We start from the raw sequence: 25,982 nt of genomic DNA on the forward strand, positions 1-25,982 counted from the left end.
TCAGCGCTCTCCTTTCTTTTGATGTGTCCAATTGTAAATAAACGCCGCCATCACTTTTGTGTAGCGAACGAGTTCATCAATGTCGAGCTGTTCGTTCACCGCATGCGCATGACGAAGCGCGCCGGGTCCGTAAATAGCCGTTGGAATCCCGGCATCTGCCAGCCAGCCGCCGTCCGTTACAGAAGGGGACACATCGAGTACAGGCTTTTCATGAAAAACCGTTTGATGTGCATCCATCAGTGCATGGACAGCCGCATGGTGAGGATCCACCTCAAACGAAGGGAAAATTTCGCCCCGGTCTTCAATCATAGACGTACCGCCCCACTCAAACCGCGGCGGATTTTCCTGCATCCACAAATCGCTTTTGGCGATGTTTCCGATAAATTCTTCGACTTCCTGCGCTACACTTTCGTACGTTTCATTCGGATAAAAATGAACCGTAATCCATAGACGGCATTCGTCCGCAATAAAAGCAGCATGGCGTCCGCCTTCGATCACCGCTGGATTGATTGTCGTCGTTCCCGGCGGAAAGCCCGGATAGCTTTTCATTACCGCCCAGTGCCGTTCAAGCTCCTGCAGGCCGTGGATGATTTTTGTCATTTTCTCAATAGCGCTCGCACCCATCAGCCGGCCGCCTGCATGAATCATCTGCCGCCGTGTAGCATCGTGAAAGGTCTGGTCACTTTTTAGCGTAATCCAGCCGGTGATGACACCGCCCTGTCCCTGAATGTGCAGTTCACTCGTGTCAGCTACAAGCGCAAAATCAGCATTGTAGCCGCGCCTGCAGCACTCCAGCGTTCCAGCTTCGCCGACTTCTTCGCCGATTACGGATTGAACGATCAAGTCACCCGGAAGCTTTATGCCCGCTTCATGAAGAAGCTGGATGGCAAACAGCGCCCCGGCCAGGCCGCCTTTCATATCCGCCGCTCCGCGTCCGATCACAGCATTTTCTTTTACGATTGGCGTAAACGGGTCTGACTCCCATTTCTCATCCGGCGTTACTTCTGCCACGTCCATATGGCCATTTATAATGAGACTTTTATAAGCTTCGCTGTTTGTTCCCTTTAACGTACCCACCACATTCGGATCCCCTGGGTATACATCCCATTTGTCAATGCCAAAGCCTTTTGTGCTCAAAAACCGGGCAACAAACTGCTGGGCTTCTTCTGTATTGCGGGCTGGCGGTGCCGGTGTCCGAAACGAAATTAACGTTTTCAGCAGTTCAACCAGCTCTTCTTTTCGTTCATCTATTTGTTTATGTATTTCTTCGATCGTCTCTTTCACAGCTCTCTTCCTTTCCCAAACAAAAAAACCGTTTCTTCTCATGGAAGAAACGGTTGTGATGACATATCGGACATAAAGCGTCAAAACACCTCTTCCTTACGCCGGTACAAACCGGATCAAGTTTTAAGGGTTAAGGCAGCTCGCCTCTCTCAGCCCGAAGGCACCCCCAGCGGTGATTCCTATTTAATTTGATCTTGATACTAGTTTTATCACACTAAAGCATCTCATTCAATAGCAAATGCAATTTTACCAATTTGTTCGGCTCTTTCCATTCGGATGAATGCGTCTTTAAATTGGTCCAGCGTGTAGGTCCGGTCCATTACCGGACGCAGATTGTGAGTTTCAATAAACGCGAGCATTTCTCTCATTTCTTCTCCGCTCCCAAGCGTGGAGCCGTACATATTAAACTGTCCATAGAAAAATGTACGCAAATTGATCATCACTTCATCGCCGGCAGAAGCGCCAAACGTCACAATGGTGCCGCCTGCTTTTAACTGCTCAAGTGACCGGTTAAAAGTCGCGGCTCCGACAGACTCGATCACCAGATCCACTTTTTCTCCTCCGAGTGCTTCACGCCAATCAGCAGCTGAATCGATCGCCTTGTCCGCACCGAGTTTCAATGCTCTTTGGCGCTTTTCCTCTGACCGGGATGTTACATACACTATAGCACCAGCCGCTTTGGCAAACTGCAATAGGAAAGTGGCCACTCCGCTGCCAATCCCGGGAATAAAAACGGTCATGCCCGGCTTTACTTTTCCTCTTGTAAAAAGAGCACGGTAAGCAGTCAAGGCAGCGAGCGACAGGACACCCGCTTCTTCCCACGACAAATGAGCCGGCTTCGGTACAGCATTTTCTGCCGGTACCGTAATAAACTCGGCAAATGTTCCATGAAAAGGCAGACCGACAATTTCAAAGCCTTCCGGCGGGGCGTCGCTTTTATCCGGCCATCCCAATCCCGGGTTAATAATCACTTCATCGCCAGTTTGGACTATGGTTACGCCAGCACCCACTTCATCTACAATGCCGGCACCGTCTGATCCGATTACAAGCGGCGGCTCTGTTTCTTTATGACGGTGCAGTACAAAAAGATCGCGGTGGTTTAAGCCGGCGGCTTTTAACCGTATACGTACTTCTCCCGGTCCGGGTACCGGCTTTTCAATCTGACCGGCTGAAACGCCTGACAGACCTGGTTTTCCTGCGTGCAGAATGGCTTTCATCAAATTCCCCCTTCATTTTATCTATATGGTATGATTTTAACATATACATAGATAGAGACTGGCTTTTTGTGTTTTGGTAATCAGGCTCGCAAAAAGAGACAACAGAATGAAAGAAATCGTAATAGATCTTTTAACTTTCGTTTTTTTTCGCAGTTACTCCCGTGTTAAACCGGTCGATGGAGGAGCTATATGAACAGACCGCTCACAAATAGCAGACGATCAAAGGAGGATAACAATGAATCTCCCGGGTAAACCAGATTATGTGATTGAGCTGAATATGAAAAGGATTCACATTTGGGCACTTGTGCTGACTCTTCTGTTCGTCCTGATCGGCAGTTTTGCCGCTGTCATGCTTCACGGAGAAAGCTTTTTTTCCTTTTCCATGCTTGGTATCCTGTTATGGCTCATTCTTTACGCCATCCTTATTGTGCTTCATGAAATTTGTCATTTGATCGGGTTTAAACTTTGGGGAAAATGCAAACGTGAAGATCTTGTATACGGAGTGAACCGGGAACTTGGTGTTGCGTATGCGGGCACGAAAAAAATGCTGCCGGCACGCGCTATGAAAAAAGCGCTCCTGCTCCCGTTTTGGCTGACCGGGCTGCTTCCGTTTGTAATAGGTATTTGGCTGAACAGTGCTTCTCTTATGACCGTTTCTGCTTTTTTAATCGGGGGAGCTGCAGGTGACTTTTCTATGTACGGGCAGCTGCGCCGTGTACCTAAAAATGCGTTCGTTTTTGACCATCTTCACAAACCAATTTTGTATATTTTTAATCAAAAAATAGACAGTCCTTCTTGAGGAGCTGCCCACTTTTGCTTTCCAGCTTAATGCATTTCGATATGCGGTCATTAAATATCAAGTACGATTTTTCCGAATGAATCGCCATTTTCCATGTAGCCGAGAGCTTCCGCAGCTTTTTCAAGCGGAAAATGCTTATCAATGACTGGATGAATTTTTTCCTGTTCAAATAATGTCAGCATATCGGCAAATTCCTGTGGACTGCCCATTGTGGTTCCACGTATATCCAGATGCTTAAAAAACGCGCGGGGCAAAACGAGCTGGGGCACTGGACCCGCTGTAGCACCAAAGCTTACAATCCGGCCTCCCGGCTTGGCAAGGTCGATTAAACGGTTAAAGGTTTCCCCGCCAACCCCATCAACGATCAAGTCGGCGCCGCCCATTTCGCTCTTTAATGCTTTGGCCCAGCCCTCACTCCGGTAGTTGATGCCGCCGGCTGCACCCATTCGTTTAGCCCGTTCGATTTTTTCATCATTACTTGACGAAACAAATACACGCGCTCCCTTTGCAACAGCAATTTGAAGAGCAAATAAAGCTACACCGCTGCCAATGCCGGGGACGAAGACCGTATCGCCTTTTTTCAGTTCTCCGCGCGTAATGAGTGCCCGGTAAGCCGTAAGGGCAGAAAGCGGAAGAGCCGCTGCTTCCGGCCATGTTAAGTAAGCCGGCTTTTTATACACATTCTCGCATGAGATTTTTACATATTCGGCATAGGTTCCATCTGCAGGCATGCCGAGAACGTGAAAGTCCGGCTGATTGAATCGAATGTCATCTCCCCATTGAAGGCCTGGATTGATGACAACTTCATCCCCTGCCCGCAGACTTTCCACACCGTCTCCCACGGACTCTACGATACCTGCTCCGTCTGCTCCAAGAACAGCCGGCAGCTTCATACCCGGGTACATGCCATATGTAATGAAAACATCACGCCGGTTTAAGGAAGCATTTTTCAGCTTCACAATAATTTCCCAGCTGCCCGCAGACGGCTTTTCTACTTCCACGCACTTTAGCGCGTTCGGTCCGCCTGTTTCCTGCAGTAACATGGCTTTCATTGCATTCTCCTCCTTTGTTCGACATTTTTCTGCGTTTACCCGTCCATTTTAACAAGAAAACATACCTCTGCATACGATATAGCACTACGCTGCTGAAAAGGATGTGCTTGTGATGCTGACCGAGAAACTCACAAAAGCGATCAATGGAGAATATACAGCCATTCACATTTATGAGAAGCTGGCAGATATGGCTTCAACGCCTTCTCAGAAAGAAAGAATTTTAGCCATTCGCACGGATGAAGTCCGGCATTTAGAAACATTCTCCTCCCTTTATCATGCGTTAACCGGAAACGCTCCTTCTCCTGTATGTGCCGAACCCTTTCCTAAAACATTCAAGCAAGGCATTTTGCGGGCTTTTAAGGACGAACAGGAAACGTCTGAGTTTTATCAGGACATAGCCGATTCCACTCATCTTCCTTACGTGAAAAAAGTATTTAACCGGGCGGCGGCCGATGAACAGCGCCATGCGGTTTGGTTTCTATCTTTTTTATAATCTCTTTTAAAAACCGTGCTTGCGAAGCCAGCTTTCACATATAGACGCCCATTTAGACACTTCCTTATAATCCTCAGCAAGACCAAGTCCGTGACGGCCGCTTTCAAAGATGTGCAAATCAAAGGGAACCGAAGCCCGGCTCAATGCAGCCGCGAATAATAAGCTGTTTTCCACGGGGACCGGCTCATCATCTGCTGTGTGCCATAAAAAGGAAGGCGGCGTTTCTTTCGTTACGTGCCGCTCATTCGATAGAAACAGCCGCTGTTCACCCGATGAACCGGGTCCAAGCAGATTTTCCATCGATCCTTCATGGCGATGCTCGCCGAATGTAATAACGGGATAACCTAAAACGAGCAAGTCCGGACGAGACGGCTGCTGTTCAACGGGATCAGCAGCATCTGCTATTCCCTGATCGTATTTAGTGGCAAGCGTTGAGGCAAGGTGGCCTCCCGCCGAAAAACCGAGCACGCCAATTCGGTTTGGATCTACATTCCATGACACTGCATGATGCCGGACAAGACGAATGGCGCGGGAAGCATCCAAAAGCGGAACGGGATGACGGTAAGGTGCTGTTCGATAATGAACAACAAAGGCATGAATACCAAGACCGTTCAGCCACTTTGCGACAGGTTCTCCTTCATGGTCAGCTCTTCTCGCATAGCTTCCTCCCGGAAAAATCAGCATAGCCGGCGCTGTACTATCCCCAGCTGGATAAGCCATCATAGAAGGTGTTTCCTCTCCCTCAAGCTTAAAAGGAATTTCTTCTTCCCACAGGTGAATCATTCTGCTTCCTCCCTTATTTTGAATTGAATCCACGCTCGGTCACATAGTCATCCATAGACCAGATACCTTTTTTCTTTTTCTTGGCTATTTCTTGTTTCGCTTCAAACTCATCCAGATAGCGTGTATTTGGCGGATATACATAAGCCACTCGCGCCAACCCCTCTTCAAGAAGCGTTTCCTGTACGCTTCTTCCATTCACATAGACATACACTAATATTCGATTGTACTTGTCCAGACGCTGTCCAATATCAAATTCGATCGTAATATCTCCGCCTTTGAGCAATTCTGCAGTCCGCTCCTTTGCTTCCTCACCGAGCGGCTGCCTGCCCAGCTGCGGATGACGGGTTTCTGGTGTATCAATAAGCAGAAACCGGGCACTGAATTCTTCTTCTTTCCCGTCACGGTCCGCGTCAAAAGCAAACACAGCGGTGTCACCGTCAACCGGGCGGACGAGCTTTGCCGGTATCGGCTCCATTACTCCTTTTGTTTTTAGAATGCTGCCTGCTTCATTAACCGGCTCCTCTGCCTCATCGATATTCGTTTCTGTTTGCTCATTTTCTTGTTCAATCGCTGTTAATACATCTTCTGTTACTTCAAGAACATCGTTCACATCTTCTAAGCTGCAGGCTGACAGAACGAAAGCTGCGGCTGAACATAGAATCAGTGTCACCTTTCTTTTCACGTTTTAATCCTCTTTTCTATCTGCTTGAACTTCTACAAAAAAAACCTCTTTGAAAGAGGTTTTAGGCTGCCCGCAAACGCCCGCTTTCGGCGTCACTTGCCGTCTGCGAATGCTCATGACCCCGAAAAGGGCACTCCGCTTCCCAGCCGGCGGCGTTCCTGGAAAGACAGGCGTTTTCAATCAGCCTGCTTTCTTAGTTTGTCTACACTCTCGCATTATTTTCGGGCAGCTGCTTCCTGGATATAGTCGGCAATAACCGGAACAGACAGCTCGAGGCCGCTTGTAGACAAACTATTTTGCACATATTGAAGTTTATTATCATCACTTGCATACGACTGAATATTGAGTATGTTATTAATATATAAAATGCCTTCATTTGTAATCATCGGCTTGATTACATGCCCGTCCGTTTCATAGTAATGACGGATTTTTGCCAGGCCATTAATAAGCCCCTGGTCAAACAAGTCGTTCATGGCAATCTCATAAACCGCCGGCTTCATATTCTCACTCATCCGTTCATGCAGCTCGTACATGACATCCGGCTTGTTCTCTAAATAATACTGTACGTAATAAGCAAGAAGCACCTGTTCTGCTACTGGTAACTGTTTTCCCATACAAACGCCTCCTTTTTAATCATCTCTATTATACATGATGCAGGCGCCTATCAGTCAATTTCCATTCAACCTCTCTGTCTGAGGTACATATACTATGAATAATCTTAAATGCTCTGACGTGGGCATATTGACACAAAAATTCTATTAACAACTCTCTTAAATCATGATATAGTCATGACAACAAATACCATATAATAGAGGAGCTTTAAGATATGACCTTCAAAAAGGTGATGATAGCGATCATGCTTTGCGTAATGGCTTTATCACTCGTATCTCCCGCTGCAAAAGCCGCTGAACCTGCCACTGCTTGTTATACAAAAAAAGCCGCCAGCAAAACATATATTAATGTATCTGTTGCCACGCTCTGGAAAGATACGAGTGCAAAACGAAAGATAGATCAGCCGTCCCTCTCAAATCCTGTCAACATGCGGGACTGGACAGCGAACATGTCCACTGTGAAAGACCGTCTTTGGCTTACTGGAAGGGCAGAAACACAGGCCTTGTATGGCCAGGAAGTCACTGTGCTTAAAACAAGCGGCAGCTGGGCACAAGTAGCTGTGAAAGATCAGCTCACGTCCAAAAACAGTAAAGGTTATCCAGGCTGGCTGCCTAAATCACAACTTACCACACAGCCTGCTGCTTACGAGGGCTGCCAGACGGCATGGGTAAAATCCAAGACCGCTTTTTTGTTTCATGATAAGAAACAGTCGTTTATGGAAATCAGCTTTAATACAGAACTGCCGATTATTAAATCAGAAACGAACTGGGTACAAGTTATGACTCCGGCAAATGGCGCCAAATGGCTTAAGAAAAGCGACATCCGGGTGCTTGATGCAGTTCCAAACATTCCGAAACCAACCGGGTCTACGCTTTTGGCAACAGGAAAACAGTTTCTCGGCCTTCCATATTTATGGTCGGGGATGTCGGCTTACGGCTTTGACTGTTCAGGATTCACTTCTTCGGTTTACCGGTATCACGGCATCAGCATTCCACGTGATGCGTCCGAACAGGCAAAAGCGGGCAAAGCAGTGGCAAAATCCGCTCTTCAGCCAGGCGACCTGCTGTTTTTTGCTTATAATAATGGCAAAGGACGTGTTCATCATGTCGCCATGTATGCCGGCAGCGGCCAGATGATCCATGCTCCAAAAGCCGGCAAGCGGATTGAAATTATTTCCATGAATACTGCTCCATACAAACAGGAGTATGCAGGCGCACGCCGTTACATTCAATAAAAACATCCCCGGTTTTCTGCCGGGGATGTTTTTTACACTTCAATAATAATAGGGACAATCATCGGACGCCTTTTTGTTTGAGCGTACAAAAACTTCCCAACCGTTTCTTTTAAGTTTTGCTTCATCACTTTCCATTGGGTCACTTCAGCTTCCTGCAACCGTTGAATCGTACTTGCTGCAATCTGGTTTACTTCATTCAATAAATCCTCTGACTGGCGGGCATACACAAACCCGCGTGAAATCGTATCAGGTCCTGAGACAATTTTGTTTTCCGCTTTGCTTAAAGTAATCACAATCACAAGCATGCCGTCCTCGGAAAGCTGTTTGCGGTCGCGCAGTACAATATCGCCAACATCCCCAATCCCAAGACCATCCACAAAAATGTTTCCAGCCGGGATTCTCCGTGTCTGACGGGCTTCAGACTGGTTGATATCTACAACATCTCCGTTGTTTACCACAAAAATATTCTCCCGCTGGACACCGACAGACTCAGCCAGCAGCCGGTGCTGCTGCAGCATTCTGAATTCGCCATGAATCGGGATAAAGTACTTCGGCTTCATCAAAGTCAGCATAAGCTTTAGTTCTTCCTGACAGCCATGGCCGGATACGTGCATCCCTGTCGCCGCTCCTGATCCATAAATAACATGAGCGCCAAGACGGAACAAATTATCAATAATGCGTGCGACATTTCGTTCATTTCCCGGAATTGGCGATGAAGACAAGATGACTGTGTCTCCCGGGTAGATTTCCACCTGCCGGTATTTTGAATTGGACAGTCGGGACAAAGCTGCCATCGGCTCTCCCTGGCTTCCCGTACAAAGAATTGCTACGTTTTCTGGATCCAAGTCGTGGATTTCCTCTACATCAATGAGCATATCATCCGGAATATCTAAATAGCCAAGGTCAATGGCGACCGACACGACATTCACCATACTCCGCCCTAACAGTGCAAGCTTGCGGTTTGTTTTCCTTGCTGCATCCACTACCTGCTGCACACGATGAACATTAGAAGCAAATGTGGCAATAAACACTTTTCCCTGTGCTTTACTGAATGCTTCTTCAATATGCCGTCCAACATGCTTTTCAGACGGCGTAAACCCCGGCCGCTCTGCGTTCGTGCTCTCTGATAAAAGAGCAAGCACCCCGTTTTGGCCAAGCCCCGCCATTTTATGAATATCCGGATACTGATCATTGACCGGCGTCAAATCAAACTTAAAGTCCCCCGTATGTACGACCGTTCCTTCCGGCGTGTGAAACGCAGCGCCCAAGCAGTCCGGGATACTATGGTTTGTTTTAAAAAAGGTCAGACGGATGGTTCCAAGTTCAATGGTTGAATCAGAATGAATCGGTGTCAGCTTGGTATCGCCGAGCAGCCCGTGCTCCTTCAGCTTAATTTCGATCAAGCCGATTGTCAGGCGTGTCGCATAAATGGGCACATTCAGCTGTTTCAAAAAATACGGGATGCCCCCGATATGATCTTCGTGTCCATGCGTTACCACGAGCCCTCGAATTTTCTCTTCGTTTTCGCGTAAATACGTAATATCCGGGATAATTAAATCAATGCCTAATAAACTTTCGTCCGGGAACTTCGAGCCGCAGTCAATCAAAACAATATCATCCGCATACTGAACGGCATACATGTTTTTCCCGATTTCATTTACGCCGCCCAGGGCAAAGATGGATAGTGTATTTTCCTGTGCATTCATCATGTCTTCCTCCCCAATGAACTCATTATCCAAATTGTGCCCCGTTCGAACGCTTTTATGCCCTTCTTTAGGAAGAGGATTTTAACCAAAAAAAGCGGCGCTTCAAAAGAAGCGCCGCTTTTTTCTGGTTAAACGATTTTTCGGCCATGCTGCGCCAGCGCAAAATAAATGCCGTGCTGCAGTGTTTGAAAGCAATCAAATCGAGACAAGTTGATTGTTGACTGTGAAATAACCATGCCAAGTTCCGGGGAAATACCGACAAGAATTGTCTCAGTCCCAATCAAGGAAGCGGCAGAGCCAATTTTCTCAATCAAGCTGACGGTATGGCCGCTGATGTCTTTATCGAGTCCTGTTAAATCCAGGACAAGATAGTTTGCTTTATGGGCTGGAAGGTTGTTGAGCGTTTTGACCACAAGCTCTTCTGAGCGGTCTTCATCATATTTGCCAATAAGCGGTACGACCACGATTCCTTCAAGAACAGGAATAATCGGCGAGGACAGCTGTCTGACCAATTCTTTCAGCTCTTTTGTTTTTTCTTCGACAATAGTTTCCAGCCGAAGAATTTCCTCCGCTTCTTTTTTACGAGCCAGCTCGTGAATATTATTGGAGATGGTTACGTCCGATGGAAAATATTTAATAATGCTGTGCTCATGCCCATCCAGCTGGTCCTGCACGACTTCATACCAGATGTTTTCTCCAAACAGCCCTGTGAAAATACCGGCATAATGAGCAGGAAGATAGTTACCGCCCTGCCTTTTTGCCTGTGCTTTGTTGATTTTGTATTCCCAGCTGTCTTTTATAAAAGCGGTCAACGTTTTCGCTTCAAAGTTCAAATCCTGGATCGTCGTTCGTCCCCAGCCCGCCGATGCGTACGTGTTGGTAATCAACTCTGCTGCCTGTGCCGCATTCACATCTTTTATTTTTTCAAAATACTGCCCTACAACCAGTCCCTGCCGAAAACCGGTTGTTTCAAACACAAGGTTTGATGCTTCTTCACCAGAAATTTCTTCAATGGTATCAAAAAATGTTCTCATCGCGGAAGAAATCCAAAACAGGACAGCATCTTCTCTTTCAAATATAAACCTGCCTTTTTCCAAATCCCACTCAAATTCAAGCCCGCCAATTGTAATATGTGGATTCGCTGCCATCTATGATGCCCCTTTGTAGTAAGTACGTGTTTTTTATACAGTAATCCCATTATAGTTTTTGTCTAAGAGCGTGTCCAATTTCGAATCTTTTTCTGTTACAAAAGCGTATTTAAAGTTGTTTATGTCTTTTTTCCCATGTTAAAATCTCGATATCCAAACAAAAGTAATGATTTTAATTTAAACGCAGAAGGGACAAAAATATGCTTGTTCAACCTAAAATAGAAACAACCAGCTTGTTCGAATCTATCCCAAATGCCCATGTATTTTATCTTTTCCAGGAAATTGATGCTTATATTGACCATGCTGCAGCTTATATTTTAACGAGCATTCAGCTTGGAAAACGCACGCTTGTTATTGAGAATGACCGTTTTCGCCGGCTGATTGAAGCCCGCCTGCAGCCTCTTTTGTCCGCCAGCCAAATGAATGACATTCTTTTTCAAAATAACTTCGAATTTTTTTCTATTATCTTCAATCCGAAAGATCCATCCCAGCATCATTTTTTTAATGAAAAGCATAAAGAACATATTTATCATTATGCCGAGAGAATCTGGTCACATATAGAGTGGAACAAACAAACCGGCTTCTCTGCTCAGCTGGAAGAATTTGAACGTAACGCACACGCGCTTTTAAAAGAAACGGGCATCTCATGCGTATGTGCCTATGACCAGGAAAGCTTGACAGACCTTCAAAAGCAGGCACTTCTTCTCTTTCACGATTTTAAGCTGACAGACCAAGGCGAACTGCTTCGTTTGCCTGCTTAAAAAGAAGCCTTAAATACAGGTGTGTTCCTTCTTTGTTATTTATGCTTTCGTTGCTATGAGTACATATCTCCGGGATCGAGAAAATTGAACGATCATCCCTTTATTTCTCACCTTTTACATAAAATATCTAAACCATTTTCCTGAATTTTCCCTGGTCAAGAAAGAACTGAAAATCAACAATCTGATTTTCAGTTCTTTCGTTCTTTTTGATTAGCCGTGCTGCGGAAAAATGAATGTGGTTTCAAAACTGCCGAAGGATTTCATATTACCGTTGTTTATCCATCTTCACAGACTTCAAGGAAAGTAGGGCACCGCTCGCATGTGCAAGATAACAACAGTATGCTAAAGAATTTTTTACCACGTCTAATTCAAGATAAAAAGCAGGAGGAGCCCCCGGGTGCCAGTTTATCTCATACAGCCAAACCTTGCCGCTGCTGTCAATTCCTATATCAATACCAAGCTCATCAAATGAACGTCTATAAAGTTTATCCATTTCCTTGGAGATCGATATGGCAAAAACCTCTAAATACCGCTGCATATTAAAGTAATCTTCGCCAAACTCCTGCTTTAAAAAAGGCGTAATATACAAGGCAGCGCCCCCGCTGCTAATATTAGCTTTCACACTATTGGGAGGCGCAATACGAGGATAAATCGAGCAAACTGTCCACCTGCCGGTTCCATCTTTTTGCACATGCAGTCTTAAATCATACACGAGGCCTGCCTGGTTTCTGCATTGAATGAACGTTTGAATAATGTACTTTTCCGGGATTTTGTCCGTTAATAAGGAAGACAGCATACGTCTCGACATCCGTTGCTGTTCGTTGTCCCCCCTGACCTCATATTCGTCTTCCATCCGCCTTACATAGATAATACCCTTTCCTTTTCGCCCATTTCGCGGCTTTAAGATTACCTGCTCTTTTTTATGAATAAAATCAATTGCTGCTTCCACTTCCTTCACTTCCATCGTATCTGGAAGATAGCGAGAGAATAAAGCCGACTTGCTTAATTTATTAAAAACTTTCATTTTATTTCCAACAGACCAGCTTGTAAATGGAATAAGCGCTTTTAACGCTTCAATGATCAATTGTTCTTCTTCCGATTTCACATGGCCGTTTGCATTATAAACCACATCCGGAAAAGTCGTTTGCTTTTCAATCCATTGTCCATCTTCATAAAACTTACCCCGTATCGTCTTCGTTTCTAAGTCTACATCCTGGGGCTGAAAATAAAAAAAGCCAATCCCCTCCGCTTTTGCTACCGCAGCAAAAGGATAAGCTTTCAAATGCTTTTCAGGCCCTGCCAAATCCAGCATGCCGACCATCACCATCCATTTCACCTCCACTTGTATTTTATTAACGAAGGCTTGTTTTGCGTGGGCAGACTTTTTCCTCATCATTACATAAAAAGAACCGAAAATCGCTGGATGGATTTTCGGTTCTTGATCTCTTTATTGCTTTACACCAGTGCGGGTCGGCCGCTCTGAATCGGTTTCCTGCAAGGTTTCAAATCGACTGACCATTTCCTGTAAAATATAGGCGACTTCTCTCAGCTTGCCGCTTTGCTGCTGGGCCGTTTCAACAACCTGGTTTTGCTGCTGAGCCGATGCAGCAATTTCCTGCGTAATCGCTGTTCCCTGCTCTGAAATTGCACTGATTTCCTGGATGGCCGTTAATGCTTCCTCTGATGCGTTAGAAACAAGGCGGGAATTTGTAAAAATTCGTTCTGATCTTGTTTCCAGCTCTTCAACCGCTTGGAAGATCTTTGAAAACAGCTTGCCGCTGTCTTCAATCATGTCGACGCCTTTCATCATATCTTCTACATTCGTTTCATTCAGCGTTAATACTTTATTAGTTTGTTTATTAATTTCCTCTACTGTTGCCGTAATGTCCTGCGCTGAAGCAGCCGTTTGCTGAGCCAGCTTTTGAATCTCCTGGGCAACAACAGCGAATCCTTTTCCTGCTTCGCCTGCGCGGGCAGCTTCAATCGCTGCATTCAGTGACAGCAAATTAGTTTGAGCGGAGACGTTACGTATTAATTCGACAATTTCGCTGATACGGGTCAGCTTGCTGTTTAAATCAGACAAGTTCTCCTGCGAGACCAGTCCATTCTGTTTGATCGACTGAATCTGGCTCGAAATCGTTTCTACCTGCTGCGAACCACTTTGAGACAAATGACTCGTTTCTGTTGCCATCTCTTTAATTTGGCCTGTTTCCTTATTCATCTGCTCGACTGCTTCAGTCATATCCAGCATGAGGTTAGAAAGAGATTCCAAATGGCGGGAACGGTCTTCCGCTCCCATTGCTTCTGTCTGGGTGCTGCTGGCAATCTGATCCGATGCTTCTGTTAATTCCTGAAACGACGCAAACAGTGTATTCCCTGACTGGCTCAAATCTTCGGCTTTTTCATGCACATTTTGAATAACTGCATTTAACTGGCGGCGCATGCTCTCAAAGCTGCCGGCAAGCATGCCAATTTCGTCTTCCCGGTCGAGGCGGATCGGATTACGCAAATTCCCGTCTGCAATTTCTTGGGTGAAACCAGCCAGCCGTTTGATGGGAGACGAAATCCGACTGCCCAGCCAAATAGCAGAGCCGGTTCCAAGTAATACGGATAAAACTAAAAACAGCAGCGGGTAGAAAAGAGCTTTCTGTTCTAACGAATGGATAAACGATGCATCCATGTCAACGCCGACAATGGTGTCCGTTCCTTCTATCGGTATAAAAAAGGATTTATGAACGCCCCATTGATCCGTGTAAATCGAACTTACTACGGCGTGTTCTTCTGTGAAAGCTTTCTCCTGTTCAGGCGTAAACGGCGATTCTTTCATATATTCATCACTGCCGTTGAGGGCCACAATATAATCCTTGTTATCCTGGCTTGTTAATACATATACATATTCAATGCCTTCACGCTCTTTTATAAAATCATCTAAAGCGGATTTTAATAGCGAGCCGCTTTTTTCTGGACGTTGTATGGCGTCCTCTATCTCCTGTGAAGAAAGTGTCCGGGCCAAAGCCGTTCCGTTTTCTTCAAGACGATGATTAAATTGGGAGAGCACATGATCATCTAGAATCGTATTTAATAAGTTAATAAAAAATAAGCAAATCACTAATGAAAAAGCTACAAACGGTACCAAAAAACCAAGTGTTAATTGAGATTTAAGAGACTTTTTAGGACGTATGATTGATAATTTCACAATACTTGCTCCATTTCGCGGTTTTTAAGTTCTTGCATGTCAATAAAAGGTTCCAAGTCCAGTTGAAGGATATAATGATTTTCGTCTAAGTTATCGCTTTTGAAAAACACAATGGCAAATGTCCGATCGTGAGCAGCCTGAATCGGACGGTATTCTAAAATATGCTCAAATTCCTTTTGAAACGCTTCATGATCAACAGCTTTTACTAATCCCCGTGACAAGGCGAGCGGAATTTCCGCACAGCAAAAGCTGTAAATAGAATCATCCATATCCTCGATAATCTGCTTCCAATCCGGTTTTTGCTGCGTGAAATACTGCTCATAGATATTATGTCCGTAAGCATAGTAACCGAGGTCTGTCGTACCTGCTCCTGCAAACCGGAGTGGATTAATCTCAATAGGAATAACGATTTCTCCCTGCTTTCTAATTTCAAAATGGATCGGGTAGTTTTGTAATGGGACCAGCTTTTGCAGCTCAGCCATAAAAGAATAAGCCTGCTCATAAATTTCTTGAATCACTTGTTTAGATGTATAGTAAATGCGGTCCGATGTATCGTATTCATCTTTGAAAAGCCGCTTAAAGACGCTTAAAACGACTGGATTTCCCTGCTCATCATAGTATCCGTCAACTGCGTATTCTTCTCCCTGAATCCACTTTTCAATAAGAAGCGTTTTTTGATTAACAACCGACGGGTCGTATATTTCTTCCGAAAGCAATACGTCCGCTTCAAACTGATGGATCGCTTTTTCCCACTCTTCTTTCCGCTTTACTTTATAAACCCCTACGCTCGAGTAGCCAAAGGTAGGCTTCAGCACGACAGGAAACGGAATTTTCTCGACCGGCAGGCTGAGCAGGTTATCAGCCGTTACCACTTGATAAAAATAGTCAGGGTACATTTGAGACAAAAGAGCGCGCAGCTGTCCTTTGTTTTTAAACAGCTTTGACCACTGATTCTCATTACTGTCCGGACAATAAGTATCTAGAAGAGACAGCCCGCTTTCTGAGTTGGTCAGCAGCCGCTGTTCTTTCGTCAGCGAATCGAAAAACGCCATGCAGTTCACAGGGTCCGCCTCCTTTAAAACCGGAATCTGTAAATGTTCCAGTGTTTGTTTCAGTAAAGGAGACAGAATTTGTTCGTTTAAAATCATCATAATGTATGTAATCCTTTCTAGTTAAAATGTATGTGGGTACGATTACCTCCAATAACGCACGTAAAGAAAAAGTCCACCTTAAAAAAGGTGGATTATCCTTACATACATGCTAAAAAAAGCATCTTGTTTAAAGATGCGTCCATCTTCTTCGGCAGCCTGGCTGCCTTAACACTTGGTTTTAGGTCTGTGGCTTTGCGTCCTTATTTTTCAATAAGTTTGCTATTATCGGAGGATATGAAAATTGTAATAAACATCCAGATGCTCATGCGTCCAAACGACTGCTACAGGTAAAAAGATTTAACGCAGACCATTTAATTCCTAAGAACCCAACAATTAGTTCTTTTTATCTATTTTTCAGTATAATAAATGAAGCAAAATTCGTAAATAGTTTTACAAAAAAATGTATACTTTAATAAAATGAAATGAATACTTTAATGCTTGTAAATATTGATTTTCGAAAATTTTATTAATGAACAACGATCGTACCTTTTGTTTTTTTAACATAATTTAACATATAGTTTCAGACTTAAAATGGTATCTTTTGACCTAGAAATAATACGCATCTTATATGGCATGACAAAATCAAAAAAGCAGGGAATACGGCCAATTGACCTCTTCCCTGCTTTTTATGTTTTGTTATCTTAATTCTAATACTGCTACGGCCTCGACATGGACCGTCTGCGGGAACATATCCACTGGCTGCACTTCACGTGTTTGAAAGCCGCCGTCTTCAAGTACACGAAGATCCCGTGCGAGTGTACCCGGGTTACAAGACACGTACACAACCCGTTTCGGCTTCATTTTTAAAATCGTGTCAAGCAGTGCCTCGTCGCAGCCTTTACGAGGCGGGTCTACAACGATTACATCCGGCTTGATGCCCTGCTTATACCAGGCCGGGATCACTTCCTCTGCTTTTCCCGCTTCAAAATGAGCGTTTGTAATGCCGTTGAGCTCTGCATTTTGCTCGGCGTCTTCAATGGCCTGCGGTACAATTTCAACCCCGTACACCTGCTTTGCTTTTTGCGCAAGAAACAGGGAGATCGTGCCGATACCGCAATAAGCGTCGATCACGGTTTCCTCACCAGTCAATCCGGCATACTCAAGTGCTTTATTGTAAAGCACTTCTGTTTGAACCGGATTTACTTGATAAAACGACCGGGCGGAAATGGCAAATCGGATGCCGCCGATCGTATCATAAATCACATCTTCTCCAAAGAGCGTCCGCGTTGTGGAACCGAAAATAACGTTTGTTTTATCCGGATTTACATTTTGTACAATCGACGTAATATCTGGAACAGCCTGGCGAATCCCCTCTATAATGGCCTCCTGGTTCGGCAGCTCATTGGTGCGTGTGATCAGCACAGCCATTTTTTCGCCGGTTTGATAGCCGATTCGCGCCATTACGTGACGGAGCACACCTTTATGGCGGCCTTCATCATAAGGCATAACGCCGTTCGCCGCACAAACATCTTTTACTTTTTGAATGATTGCGTCACTTTCTGTATGCTGGATCAAGCATTCTGTCATATCAATAATGTCATGCGAACGCTTTTTATAGAAACCAGCGACAATCTGCCCCTCAGGCGACAGACCGACCGGCACCTGCGCTTTATTCCGGTAGCGCCACGGATCCTCCAAGCCGAGCACCGGATGTACCGGCACGTCCGGAAGCTTGGCGATCCGGTCAATCACATTGCGTACCTGGTTGTATTTCATATCCAGCTGCCCTGCATAGGATAAGTGCTGCATCTGGCAGCCGCCACACTCATCATAGACCGGACAAGGCGGCTCCACCCGCTCTTTTGATGCTTGATCGAGCCGGACCAGCTTGGCAAACCCGTACCCCTTGTTTAATTTAGTTACTTGAATTTCTCCTGTTTCTCCCGGCAGAACACCTTCTATAAATAATGGATAGCCGTCAATTTTGGCTACTCCTTTTCCTTCATGCGTCAAATCAGCCACCGTTACATGAACGATATCGCCTTTTTGAACCGGAGCTTGAATCTTTGCCACAATTACTCTCCTCTTTCTATTTGAAAAACGATTCCCGCTCAGCTGAAATCCATTTTTCCATTTCTTTTTCCCTTACAAGACGATTCACTAAAATATCGTGCCAGACGTAGTTTTCCAGTAAGTAAATATGAACCGGATCATCCGTGTAAAACGCGGTATCCCGCTGCTCAACAGACGGTCCATACAGCATTTCCCTGCCATCAATTGATAGAATAAACCATTTATTCTGCCCGATTTCTTCAACAAAGCTTGTCTTGCGGTGCACATCGAGTCCACTGATTGGCTGCTCTACTTGAAAAACGATACCTTTCATCTTACAACGATGTGCCGCTTTCTTCAAGAGCGGTTCAAGCATTTCATACATTCCGCTCCACATGGAAAGAATCACTTTCCGCTCCGCTTTTTGTAGCATGGTTTCACAAAACGCCAGAATTGGCTCGCTCCCCTGAATGGAAGCAACCCGGTTATCCGGATTTGGCTGCACGATCTCGAGCGCTTTTAATGATTCACCGACTGATGAAAACGTCGCTTCCCACTTTGATTGAATGGATGCTAAAAAGACGTCTACCGGGAGCGGTGAATAAAGCGTGCTCTTGCCGCTCTTCTCCTGAATCACAACTCCTTGCACAGCTAAGCTTTTTAATACGTCGTATACCCGCGCCCGCGGAATACCGGATTCTTTACTCACTTGATATGCTGTTGAAGTACCGCATTTAACAAGCGTCACATACGCCTGGGATTCATACTGGTTAAAGCCTATCTCCTGCATTTTCTCGATAATTCCGTTCATGTTCTCCTCCATGGCTGCTTGTTGAGTCCATCATACCATGTTTACAATCGAAAAAATATTAGTTACTATTACAGTAGTAACTATATAACAGGAGATGAGATCATTGAATGAGTCGGTTATTATCATGCTTTTCTTTTTCGGCTTTTTAGCCGCCTTTATTGATGCAGTTGTAGGAGGCGGCGGCTTGATTTCAATTCCAGTATTGCTTGCAGCAGGGCTTCCGCCAGCCACAGCGGTCGCTACGAATAAACTAGCCAGCACAATGGGGGCGCTCACAAGTACAATTGCGTTCGTACGGGCGGGAAAAGTGGATTTCCGCCTGGCGGGCCGGCTGTTTCCCCTTGCGTTTATCGGCTCTATTCTCGGTGCGCTTACCGTTCAGCATGTTTCGCCTGATTTGTTAAAGCCGCTTATCCTTATTCTGCTGACTGCGGTAGCGGTTTATACAGTTTTTAAAAAGGACTGGGGCAGCGTCTCCACCTATCAAAAAGGCAGCGGAAAAAGAGCGGTTCTGTTTGCGTCGGCTATTTTGGTGATCGGTTTTTATGATGGCTTTCTTGGCGCCGGTACCGGTTCGTTTATGCTGTTTGCTTTTTTACTGCTTGGTTTTGACTTTATACAGTCTGCCGGCAACGCGAAGCTTTTGAACTTTGGCAGCAACATTGCGGCTCTGCTGCTTTTCCTGCTGACTGATATGGTGTATGTTACGTACGGCCTTGTAATGGGCGGCGGCATGATCCTCGGCGCATTGGTCGGATCAAAATTTGCGATTCAAAAAGGCACCTCGTATGTAAGGCTTTTGTTTATTATCGTGACAGTCTCCTTGATCGGTAAAAACGTTTATGACTTTTTATCCTCTCACTTTCTATAATCTGCTCGTATTCGTCACTCCTTCTGGAAAATGATAGAATAATAGTGCAAGCAAATACTTTATCAGGAGGTTTTACGTATGAAAGCTTTACGTTGGTATGAGGCAAAAGATATCCGTGTTGAAACTATTGATGAACCGGTAACAGCGCCTGGAAAAGTAAAGATTCAAGTAGAATGGACAGGTATTTGTGGCAGTGATTTGCATGAATACGCTGCAGGGCCTATTTTTGTACCGGTGAATGAGCCGCATTACGTCAGCCAGGATAAAGCACCGATTGTAATGGGACATGAGTTTTCCGGCAGGGTTATCGAGGTAGGTGCAGGCGTCACACGTATTCAGCCGGGCGATCCGGTTGTGGTGGAGCCTATTCTTTCCTGCGGTGAATGTGCAGCGTGTAAAAAAGGAAAATACAACTTGTGTAAACACCTCGGCTTTCATGGATTGTCTGGAGGAGGCGGCGGGTTTGCTGAATATACAGTGGTAGATGAACATATGGTACATAAAATGCCGGACGGCCTTTCTTTCGAGCAGGGCGCACTCGTTGAACCGGCGGCGGTCGCTCTTCACGCAGTCCGCCTGAGCAAATTAAAAGCGGGTGATAAAGCGGCGGTTTTCGGCGCGGGTCCTATTGGCCTGCTTGTGATCGAAGCGCTCCGGGCAGCAGGTGCATCCGAAATTTATGCCGTTGAGCTTTCTCCTGAACGGGCAGCAAAAGCAAGAGAGCTGGGAGCACGCGATGTGATTAATCCGAAAGAGGAAAATGTCGTAGAGCGTCTTCAGGAGCTGACAGACGGCGGCGTAGATGTGGCATTTGAAGTTACCGGTGTGCCGGTTGTTCTCCAGCAGGCGATTGACGCTACAACATTTGAAGGAGAAACCGTCATTGTTTCTATTTGGGAATCCGAGGCGTCTGTGCAGCCAAATAATGTTGTACTGCAGGAACGGACTGTAAAAGGCATTATCGCCTATCGTGATATTTTCCCGGCCGTTATGGAGCTTATGCAGCAAGGCTATTTTCAGGCGGAAAAGCTGGTAACAAAACGCATATCGCTTGACGATGTGGTAACAGAAGGGTTTGAAGCACTGGTGAAGGAAAAAAATCATATAAAGATTTTAGTTAAATCCCAGCCTGAGTGATTAAAAAAGAACATCCTTGTTGGATGTTCTTTTAGATTGCAGGCAAATAAAATCTTTTGCCAAAGAACCTCTTTGTTTCTTCTTCATGTAAGGAGTGCGCGCGGTTGGGATGAGAGCCGATAAGGCGGTTGTACAAAAATGAACAACCTGACAGATACACTTCGGCCGGACGAAGACTCCTGCGGGATGCACAGTGAGTCAGGAGACCCCGCAGGCGCGTGCGCCGAGGAGGCTCCTGCACTGCCCTAAGGGGCGCGAAGTTCGGCCGGCTTCCCCTATCGGCTCTTTTTAAGAAGACTGTCTCCTGAAAAGACACCTGCCCGTTTTTAGCAGTGAAAGCTTTCATAAAAAAGACTAATGACTTTATCGACAGTCTCAAAGAAGATCCTCCCTGGATGTTCTTTTTTTTGTTTAGAACCGGCGGAAAGTGGAATAGTAATCCATATAAGGAGTGATTGAAAATGAGTTCACTAAAAGATCAAATTGCCTCAATTATCGACAACAACCTTGTGGGAACGATGGCCACTATTCATGATAACAAGCCGCGTTCACGCTATATGACTTTTTTTAATGACAATTTAACACTGTACACGGCCACAAGCAAAGACACTCATAAAACAGAAGATATCGAGCAGAACCCATATACTCATATTCTGCTTGGCTATAACGGCGAGGGAATCGGCGATGAATATGTTGAAATCGAAGGAAAAGTGACCGAGTCTGACGATGAAAGCTTAAAGAAAAAAGTATGGAATGAACATTTAGAGTCATGGTTTGAAGGGCCGGAGGATCCGAAGTTATTGATTTTAAAGGTTATCCCTGAGCAAATCCGGCTCATGAATAAAAAAGGACAGCCGCCGCAAACGCTGGAGCTGTAATAGAAATCAAAAGCACCGCCTTAAAAGGCGGTGCTTTTTGGTTGTAGACAAAGTAAGAAAGCGGGCGTTTGCCAACAGTCTGAGGGGGTGCTTTTTATCGGGCAGCTGCTACAACCTCTTCATATGAGCCAATTGCTTGAATACCGCCGTTTTTCAGCCGGATCACTTGATCGGCACGGCGGATTGTATTCAGCCGGTGGGCGATGACGAAGCTGGTCCGTCCTTTCATCAAGCGGCCGAGCGCTTCCTGAATATGCAATTCAGTGATTGTATCGATGCTGCTTGTTGCTTCATCTAAAATCAACAAAACCGGATCAGCCAAAATCGCCCGGGCAATCGCCAGAAGCTGGCGCTGCCCCTGGCTGATGCCTGATCCATCCTGCTTGAGCATGGAATCGTATCCGTCCGGCATCCGTTCAATAAACGAATGGGCATTGGCCTGCTTGGCGGCTTCTATGACTTCTTCATCGGTCGCATTCAGCCGCCCATAGCGGATATTTTCCATCACTGTTCCTTCAAAAAGTACCGTATCCTGCAGCACAAATCCCATTTGGCTGCGCAGTGCTGCTCCGGAAATTTCCCGGCTGTCTATACCGTCAAACAAAATTTTGCCCCCATCCGGCTCATAAAACCGGACAAGCAAATTCATAATTGTCGTTTTACCTGAACCAGTCGGGCCGATCAAAGCGATCATCTCTCCCGGTAAAGCGTGGAATGAAACATGAGATAATGTTTTTTTTCCTTCTTCATAAGAAAAAGAGACATCATCAAATACTATTTCCCCCGACAGAAGCGGTGTCTGTCCTTTTTTCCTGTCAACCGCTTCATCCGTATCCATAATATCAAATACCCGTTCCGCTCCGGCGACCGCTGACAGCATTGTATTGTATTGATTGGCCAGATCATTGAGGGGGCGCGTGAACTGGCGGGCGTATTCTGTAAAGATCACAATGGTACCAACCGTTGCCTGCCCGCTCAGCGCTAGAACACCGCCGACAAAAGCAATCACAGCGAAACCAGCGTTATTCAGCACATTCATTAATTTCGGAATAAAGCCCGAATAAGCCTGTGCCAGATAACCGGCTTCACGCAGACGCTCATTTTTTTCCATAAATTCTTCAATGATGTCTTCTTCCCGCGAAAACATTTTGACGATATGCCGGCTCGAAATCGCTTCTTCAATAAACCCGTTTAAATCGCCAAGGTGGCGCTGCTGCTCCTTAAACCTCGGGCCGGTGCGGCTTGTGATCCATTTCATTCCGCCAAACATCAGCGGGATAATGAGCAAAGTCACTGCGGTTAAAAGCGGGCTTAAATAAAGCATCACCACAATGGAGCCGGTGAGTGTCAACAGCCCCGATGCCACTTGAATAATGGAGCTGTTCAATGTACTGCTGATATTATCGATGTCATTGGTGACACGGCTCATCAACTCGCCATGGCGGCGCTTATCGAAAAAAGAAATCGGCAGTGTGTGAAAATGGCGGAATAAATCGTCACGAAGCTCGTAGACGGTTCGTTGGGCAATTTCCACCATCCAATAGTTTTGCAGAAAGCTGACGGCTGAATAACTGACATATACCAGTGCCAGGCCGGCGAGCAGCAGAAGCAGTCCACGTTCATTCCCCGATGCGATATAATCATCGATCGCCTTCCCGATTAAAAAAGGGCCGGCCAGGGCTAATGCGGAGCCCAGCGCCACCATTACCATCGTCAGCATCAGTTTTCCTTTTCTTTTCAGCAAATAGCGGCCAATCCGCTTCAGCGTCTCGGACATGTTGCTGATCTGCGGCTTGGCTTCCCTGTTATTGCCCGGATGCTTCATGAATTCCATCTCCTCTGCCCTGCGACTCCAGCAGGCGTCTGTACAAGCCATTTGCCCGTGCCAGTTCCCTGTGTGTGCCGGAAGCGGCAATTCGACCGTCTTCCATTATAAAAATACAATCCGCTTGTTCAGCAGTTGAAATTTTTTGCGTTACAATCACCACAGTGCATGGCTGGGCAGTGATTGCCTCAATAAGTGCGGATTCCGTTTTTACATCCAACGCGCTCGTACTGTCATCCAACAGTAAAATATCCGGCTGCCGGACGAGCGCCCTCGCGATGGACAGCCGCTGCTTCTGTCCTCCTGAGAGTGTAACGCCTTTTTGCCCGATCACCGTATGGTATCCGTCCGGTAATGAAACGATCGTTTCATGAATTTGCGCTTTTTGAGCGGCTTCCATTACTTCTTCATCAGTCGCATCTTTCTTGCCCCAGCGAATGTTATCAATAATTGATCCGGTAAACAAATGGGATTCCTGCGGAACAAAGCCAATATGGCGCCGAAGCAGGCCGACATCCATCCGGCTTATATCACGGCCGCCGATGGCGACACGCCCTTTCTCTGGCTCATACAAGCGCGGAATCAAAGAAAGCAGTGCCGACTTGCCAGAGCCGGTTTCTCCCAGAACAGCGGCCATGCTGCCGCTCTTAATATTCATGGAGAGTGAATGAAGCACGGGCGTTTTACCACTCGGGTATGTAAAGGTAATCTCTTCTAACGAGAGATCTCCTTCTGCTGAATAAGTCTCTGTTACGGCCGGATGCTGCTCCTCTTCCATCATCAATACTTCATTGATCCGGGCAGCAGAGGCTCTGCCGCGGGCAAACGCAAGTGTAATAAACGTAAGGATTGACAGTGAAATAATAATCCGTGCCGCGTAGTTGATCACAGCCACAATTTCACCGGTGGTCGCTGTGCCGCTTTGCAGCTCGGCAAAGCCGAACCATAGGATAAATAAAAGACCGCCATTCATCACAAGCATCAAAATCGGCACAATACTTTCAAATGTGCGGATGACGCTGATCGTATTTTCCATGAGTGCTTTGCCGGCCCGCTCAAACCGCGCTGTTTCATGTCCGTTGCGGACAAACGCCCGGATCAGCCGGATGCCCGTCAAGTTTTCACGCATCACGCTGTTTACACGGTCGAGCTTGAGCTGCACGCGTTGGAACATCCCGGCTCCCTTTCGCATCATAAACAGCATAAAGATGGTCATGACCGGCACCGTTATAAGCAGCACCGACGCTAGCTTAAAATGAACAAACAGCGCCATCACTGTGCCAAAGAGAATCATGAGCGGTGCACGCAGCATAATCCGCAGACTCATAAAAACAGCGTTTTGCAGCTGGGTCACATCGTTTGTCATTCTTGTAATTAATGTCGACGTATCAAAGTGGCCGTACTGCCCGAACGAAAAAAACTGCACTTTCTCGATCAGTTTCTTTCGAATATCGAACCCATAGTTTTGGCCAATCCGCGCAGCAATAAATGAATTGGTAATTCCAGCAGCAAATGAAAACAGCGACAGCCCGACCATGATACTACCCCAAAATAAAATCGCGTTCATTTCTCCAGCCGCGATGCCATCATCGATCATCTTCGCCATTAAAACCGGCAGCACGAGTTCCACCGCGAGCTCAAGCAGCATCAGTCCCCAGGCAGCAGCCATCCTAAGACGGTATGGTCTTAATAAAGCCCAAACATGATTCATCCCCATTCCTTCTTCCACTTCTTTGTTATCTTTAGTGTAGCAAACATAAAAAAAAATCGCTTCTTTCAAGAAGCGTCCAGTATGCTTGTCCGCTCAAAGAGCAGAAGGCATTCTCCAGCCTGTTTTATTTACCAGCTGGAGAAGTGCCTTACCATTTTGGTTCGATAAACGTTCTTCTCACCATCAATTCCATATCCAGGCATTGAATAGCGCTGATTCCTTCTATGCAGACGGTTACGCACACATTTGTCCGCTCTAAAAAAGAAAGCTCATGAAAGCAGACTGCTGTACCGCAGCACACATCTAACGGCTGAAGCAGTGATAGAGTCACTGTTTTTTCCTCCTCGTCGAGATGTTCGATGCGGAAGTACCTGGTTGTAAAAGGGCAATCATTTTTCGAGCCGGCCGCTTCAAAATAGTCTTCGTCCGTTTTCAGCATAATCGGAATTGTATCTGCTTCAAAAATCTTCGCCAGCAAACTGCTGCAAATATCTGTCTTCATTCCTTTTAATTGATCCTGCTGTTCTTTCAATATTTGCAAAAAAAAGCCTAGACCGCTTCTGCGGGACATGGCGCCTCCTCCTTCAGCCGCTTTTACTATATAGCTTATTCCGCTTCCTGAAGAGGTGAACCGCCCAT

At 45.9% G+C, this 25,982-nt stretch carries 23 protein-coding genes and 2 riboswitches; of the genes, 7 read left to right on the top strand and 16 right to left on the bottom strand.

All coding sequences use genetic code 11. The features are described 5' to 3' along the window. Positions 1–1,284, bottom strand: coding sequence for an acetylornithine deacetylase (locus tag RRU94_RS22680; protein ID WP_410492998.1), 1,284 nt, complete (start codon positions 1,282–1,284; stop codon positions 1–3). A 76-nt stretch (positions 1,285–1,360) separates the two neighbouring features. Then, positions 1,361–1,462, bottom strand: a riboswitch (TPP riboswitch). Positions 1,463–1,508: 46 nt separating this feature from the next. Next, positions 1,509–2,501 carry a zinc-binding dehydrogenase gene (locus tag RRU94_RS22685; protein ID WP_315693115.1) on the bottom strand — a complete coding sequence of 331 codons (993 nt, stop codon included), beginning with the start codon at positions 2,499–2,501 and terminating at the stop codon, positions 1,509–1,511. Between the two features lie 235 nt (positions 2,502–2,736). On the opposite strand from RRU94_RS22685, the gene RRU94_RS22690 reads away from it, so the two are divergent. Continuing rightward, entirely contained in the window at positions 2,737–3,300 is a 564-nt protein-coding gene (locus RRU94_RS22690; protein WP_315693116.1) for a DUF3267 domain-containing protein, read from the top strand. Between the two features lie 50 nt (positions 3,301–3,350). Here RRU94_RS22690 and RRU94_RS22695 read toward each other — a convergent pair whose 3' ends face one another. After that, positions 3,351–4,352, bottom strand: coding sequence for a quinone oxidoreductase family protein (locus tag RRU94_RS22695; RefSeq protein WP_315693117.1), 1,002 nt, complete (start codon positions 4,350–4,352; stop codon positions 3,351–3,353). 112 nt (positions 4,353–4,464) lie between these two features. On the opposite strand from RRU94_RS22695, the gene RRU94_RS22700 reads away from it, so the two are divergent. Continuing rightward, positions 4,465–4,845 (top strand): ferritin-like domain-containing protein, encoded by a 381-nt coding sequence (locus RRU94_RS22700; RefSeq protein WP_251272088.1) that lies wholly within the window; start codon positions 4,465–4,467, stop codon positions 4,843–4,845. Positions 4,846–4,851: 6 nt separating this feature from the next. Here the strand turns inward: RRU94_RS22700 and RRU94_RS22705 are convergent, their stop codons facing one another. From RRU94_RS22705 to RRU94_RS22715, 3 genes are all read right to left on the bottom strand, one after another. Beyond that, positions 4,852–5,628, bottom strand: coding sequence for an alpha/beta hydrolase (locus RRU94_RS22705; protein WP_315693118.1), 777 nt, complete (start codon positions 5,626–5,628; stop codon positions 4,852–4,854). Positions 5,629–5,641: 13 nt separating this feature from the next. Then, a complete protein-coding gene (locus RRU94_RS22710) occupies positions 5,642–6,310 on the bottom strand; it encodes a thermonuclease family protein (protein ID WP_315693119.1) in 669 nt (222 codons plus the stop codon). Positions 6,311–6,525: 215 nt separating this feature from the next. Then, complete coding sequence (locus RRU94_RS22715; protein ID WP_251272091.1) at positions 6,526–6,924, bottom strand: hypothetical protein; 399 nt, start codon at positions 6,922–6,924, stop codon at positions 6,526–6,528. A 212-nt stretch (positions 6,925–7,136) separates the two neighbouring features. Here RRU94_RS22715 and RRU94_RS22720 point away from each other — a divergent pair, with 212 nt between their 5' ends. Continuing rightward, positions 7,137–8,156 carry a C40 family peptidase gene (locus RRU94_RS22720; protein ID WP_315693120.1) on the top strand — a complete coding sequence of 340 codons (1,020 nt, stop codon included), beginning with the start codon at positions 7,137–7,139 and terminating at the stop codon, positions 8,154–8,156. 32 nt (positions 8,157–8,188) lie between these two features. Here RRU94_RS22720 and RRU94_RS22725 read toward each other — a convergent pair whose 3' ends face one another. Continuing rightward, positions 8,189–9,862, bottom strand: coding sequence for a ribonuclease J (locus RRU94_RS22725; protein ID WP_315696108.1), 1,674 nt, complete (start codon positions 9,860–9,862; stop codon positions 8,189–8,191). 128 nt (positions 9,863–9,990) lie between these two features. Beyond that, positions 9,991–11,010 (bottom strand): STAS domain-containing protein, encoded by a 1,020-nt coding sequence (locus RRU94_RS22730; RefSeq protein ID WP_315693122.1) that lies wholly within the window; start codon positions 11,008–11,010, stop codon positions 9,991–9,993. A 200-nt stretch (positions 11,011–11,210) separates the two neighbouring features. Here RRU94_RS22730 and RRU94_RS22735 point away from each other — a divergent pair, with 200 nt between their 5' ends. Beyond that, on the top strand, positions 11,211–11,771 hold the full coding sequence (locus RRU94_RS22735; protein ID WP_315693123.1) for an MEDS domain-containing protein: 561 nt from the start codon (positions 11,211–11,213) through the stop codon (positions 11,769–11,771). 265 nt (positions 11,772–12,036) lie between these two features. On the opposite strand, the gene RRU94_RS22740 is transcribed toward RRU94_RS22735, so the two are convergent. The 5 genes from RRU94_RS22740 to RRU94_RS22760 all read right to left on the bottom strand — a co-directional run bounded on the left by RRU94_RS22740 (position 12,037) and on the right by RRU94_RS22760 (position 18,921). After that, complete coding sequence (locus RRU94_RS22740) at positions 12,037–13,098, bottom strand: YheC/YheD family endospore coat-associated protein (RefSeq protein WP_315693124.1); 1,062 nt, start codon at positions 13,096–13,098, stop codon at positions 12,037–12,039. Positions 13,099–13,218: 120 nt separating this feature from the next. Next, positions 13,219–14,967 (bottom strand): methyl-accepting chemotaxis protein, encoded by a 1,749-nt coding sequence (locus RRU94_RS22745; protein ID WP_315693125.1) that lies wholly within the window; start codon positions 14,965–14,967, stop codon positions 13,219–13,221. Next, complete coding sequence (locus RRU94_RS22750; protein WP_315693127.1) at positions 14,964–16,118, bottom strand: ATP-grasp domain-containing protein; 1,155 nt, start codon at positions 16,116–16,118, stop codon at positions 14,964–14,966. Before RRU94_RS22750 ends, RRU94_RS22745 begins: the two co-directional genes overlap by 4 nt. A 147-nt stretch (positions 16,119–16,265) precedes the next feature. Continuing rightward, a riboswitch (cyclic di-GMP riboswitch) is annotated at positions 16,266–16,349 on the bottom strand. Between the two features lie 405 nt (positions 16,350–16,754). Then, positions 16,755–18,131: a 23S rRNA (uracil(1939)-C(5))-methyltransferase RlmD gene (gene rlmD / locus RRU94_RS22755; protein WP_315693128.1), complete on the bottom strand. Its 1,377-nt coding sequence runs from the start codon at positions 18,129–18,131 to the stop codon at positions 16,755–16,757. Positions 18,132–18,147: 16 nt separating this feature from the next. Next, positions 18,148–18,921, bottom strand: coding sequence for a TrmB family transcriptional regulator (locus tag RRU94_RS22760; RefSeq protein ID WP_315693129.1), 774 nt, complete (start codon positions 18,919–18,921; stop codon positions 18,148–18,150). Between the two features lie 94 nt (positions 18,922–19,015). Between RRU94_RS22760 and RRU94_RS22765 the strand changes: the two genes are divergently transcribed. From RRU94_RS22765 to RRU94_RS22775, 3 genes are all read left to right on the top strand, one after another. Continuing rightward, positions 19,016–19,792 (top strand): TSUP family transporter, encoded by a 777-nt coding sequence (locus RRU94_RS22765; protein ID WP_315693130.1) that lies wholly within the window; start codon positions 19,016–19,018, stop codon positions 19,790–19,792. 78 nt (positions 19,793–19,870) lie between these two features. Then, positions 19,871–20,929 carry a 2,3-butanediol dehydrogenase gene (locus RRU94_RS22770; protein ID WP_315693131.1) on the top strand — a complete coding sequence of 353 codons (1,059 nt, stop codon included), beginning with the start codon at positions 19,871–19,873 and terminating at the stop codon, positions 20,927–20,929. A gap of 461 nt (positions 20,930–21,390) precedes the next feature. After that, the gene (locus RRU94_RS22775; protein ID WP_315693132.1) at positions 21,391–21,807 is read left to right on the top strand and encodes a pyridoxamine 5'-phosphate oxidase family protein; all 417 of its coding nucleotides are present in this window, start codon (positions 21,391–21,393) and stop codon (positions 21,805–21,807) included. Between the two features lie 94 nt (positions 21,808–21,901). Here RRU94_RS22775 and RRU94_RS22780 read toward each other — a convergent pair whose 3' ends face one another. From RRU94_RS22780 to RRU94_RS22790, 3 genes are all read right to left on the bottom strand, one after another. Next, on the bottom strand, positions 21,902–23,632 hold the full coding sequence (locus RRU94_RS22780) for an ABC transporter ATP-binding protein (protein ID WP_315693133.1): 1,731 nt from the start codon (positions 23,630–23,632) through the stop codon (positions 21,902–21,904). Next, positions 23,613–25,343, bottom strand: coding sequence for an ABC transporter ATP-binding protein (locus tag RRU94_RS22785; protein ID WP_315693134.1), 1,731 nt, complete (start codon positions 25,341–25,343; stop codon positions 23,613–23,615). The genes RRU94_RS22780 and RRU94_RS22785 overlap by 20 nt, the downstream gene beginning before the upstream one ends. Positions 25,344–25,491: 148 nt before the next feature. Next, complete coding sequence (locus RRU94_RS22790) at positions 25,492–25,914, bottom strand: CotY/CotZ family spore coat protein (RefSeq protein ID WP_315693135.1); 423 nt, start codon at positions 25,912–25,914, stop codon at positions 25,492–25,494. Positions 25,915–25,982 lie beyond the last annotated feature (68 nt).

Source organism: Domibacillus sp. DTU_2020_1001157_1_SI_ALB_TIR_016 (assembly GCF_032341995.1).
In the GTDB taxonomy this organism is placed as follows: domain Bacteria; phylum Bacillota; class Bacilli; order Bacillales; family Domibacillaceae; genus Domibacillus; species Domibacillus indicus_A.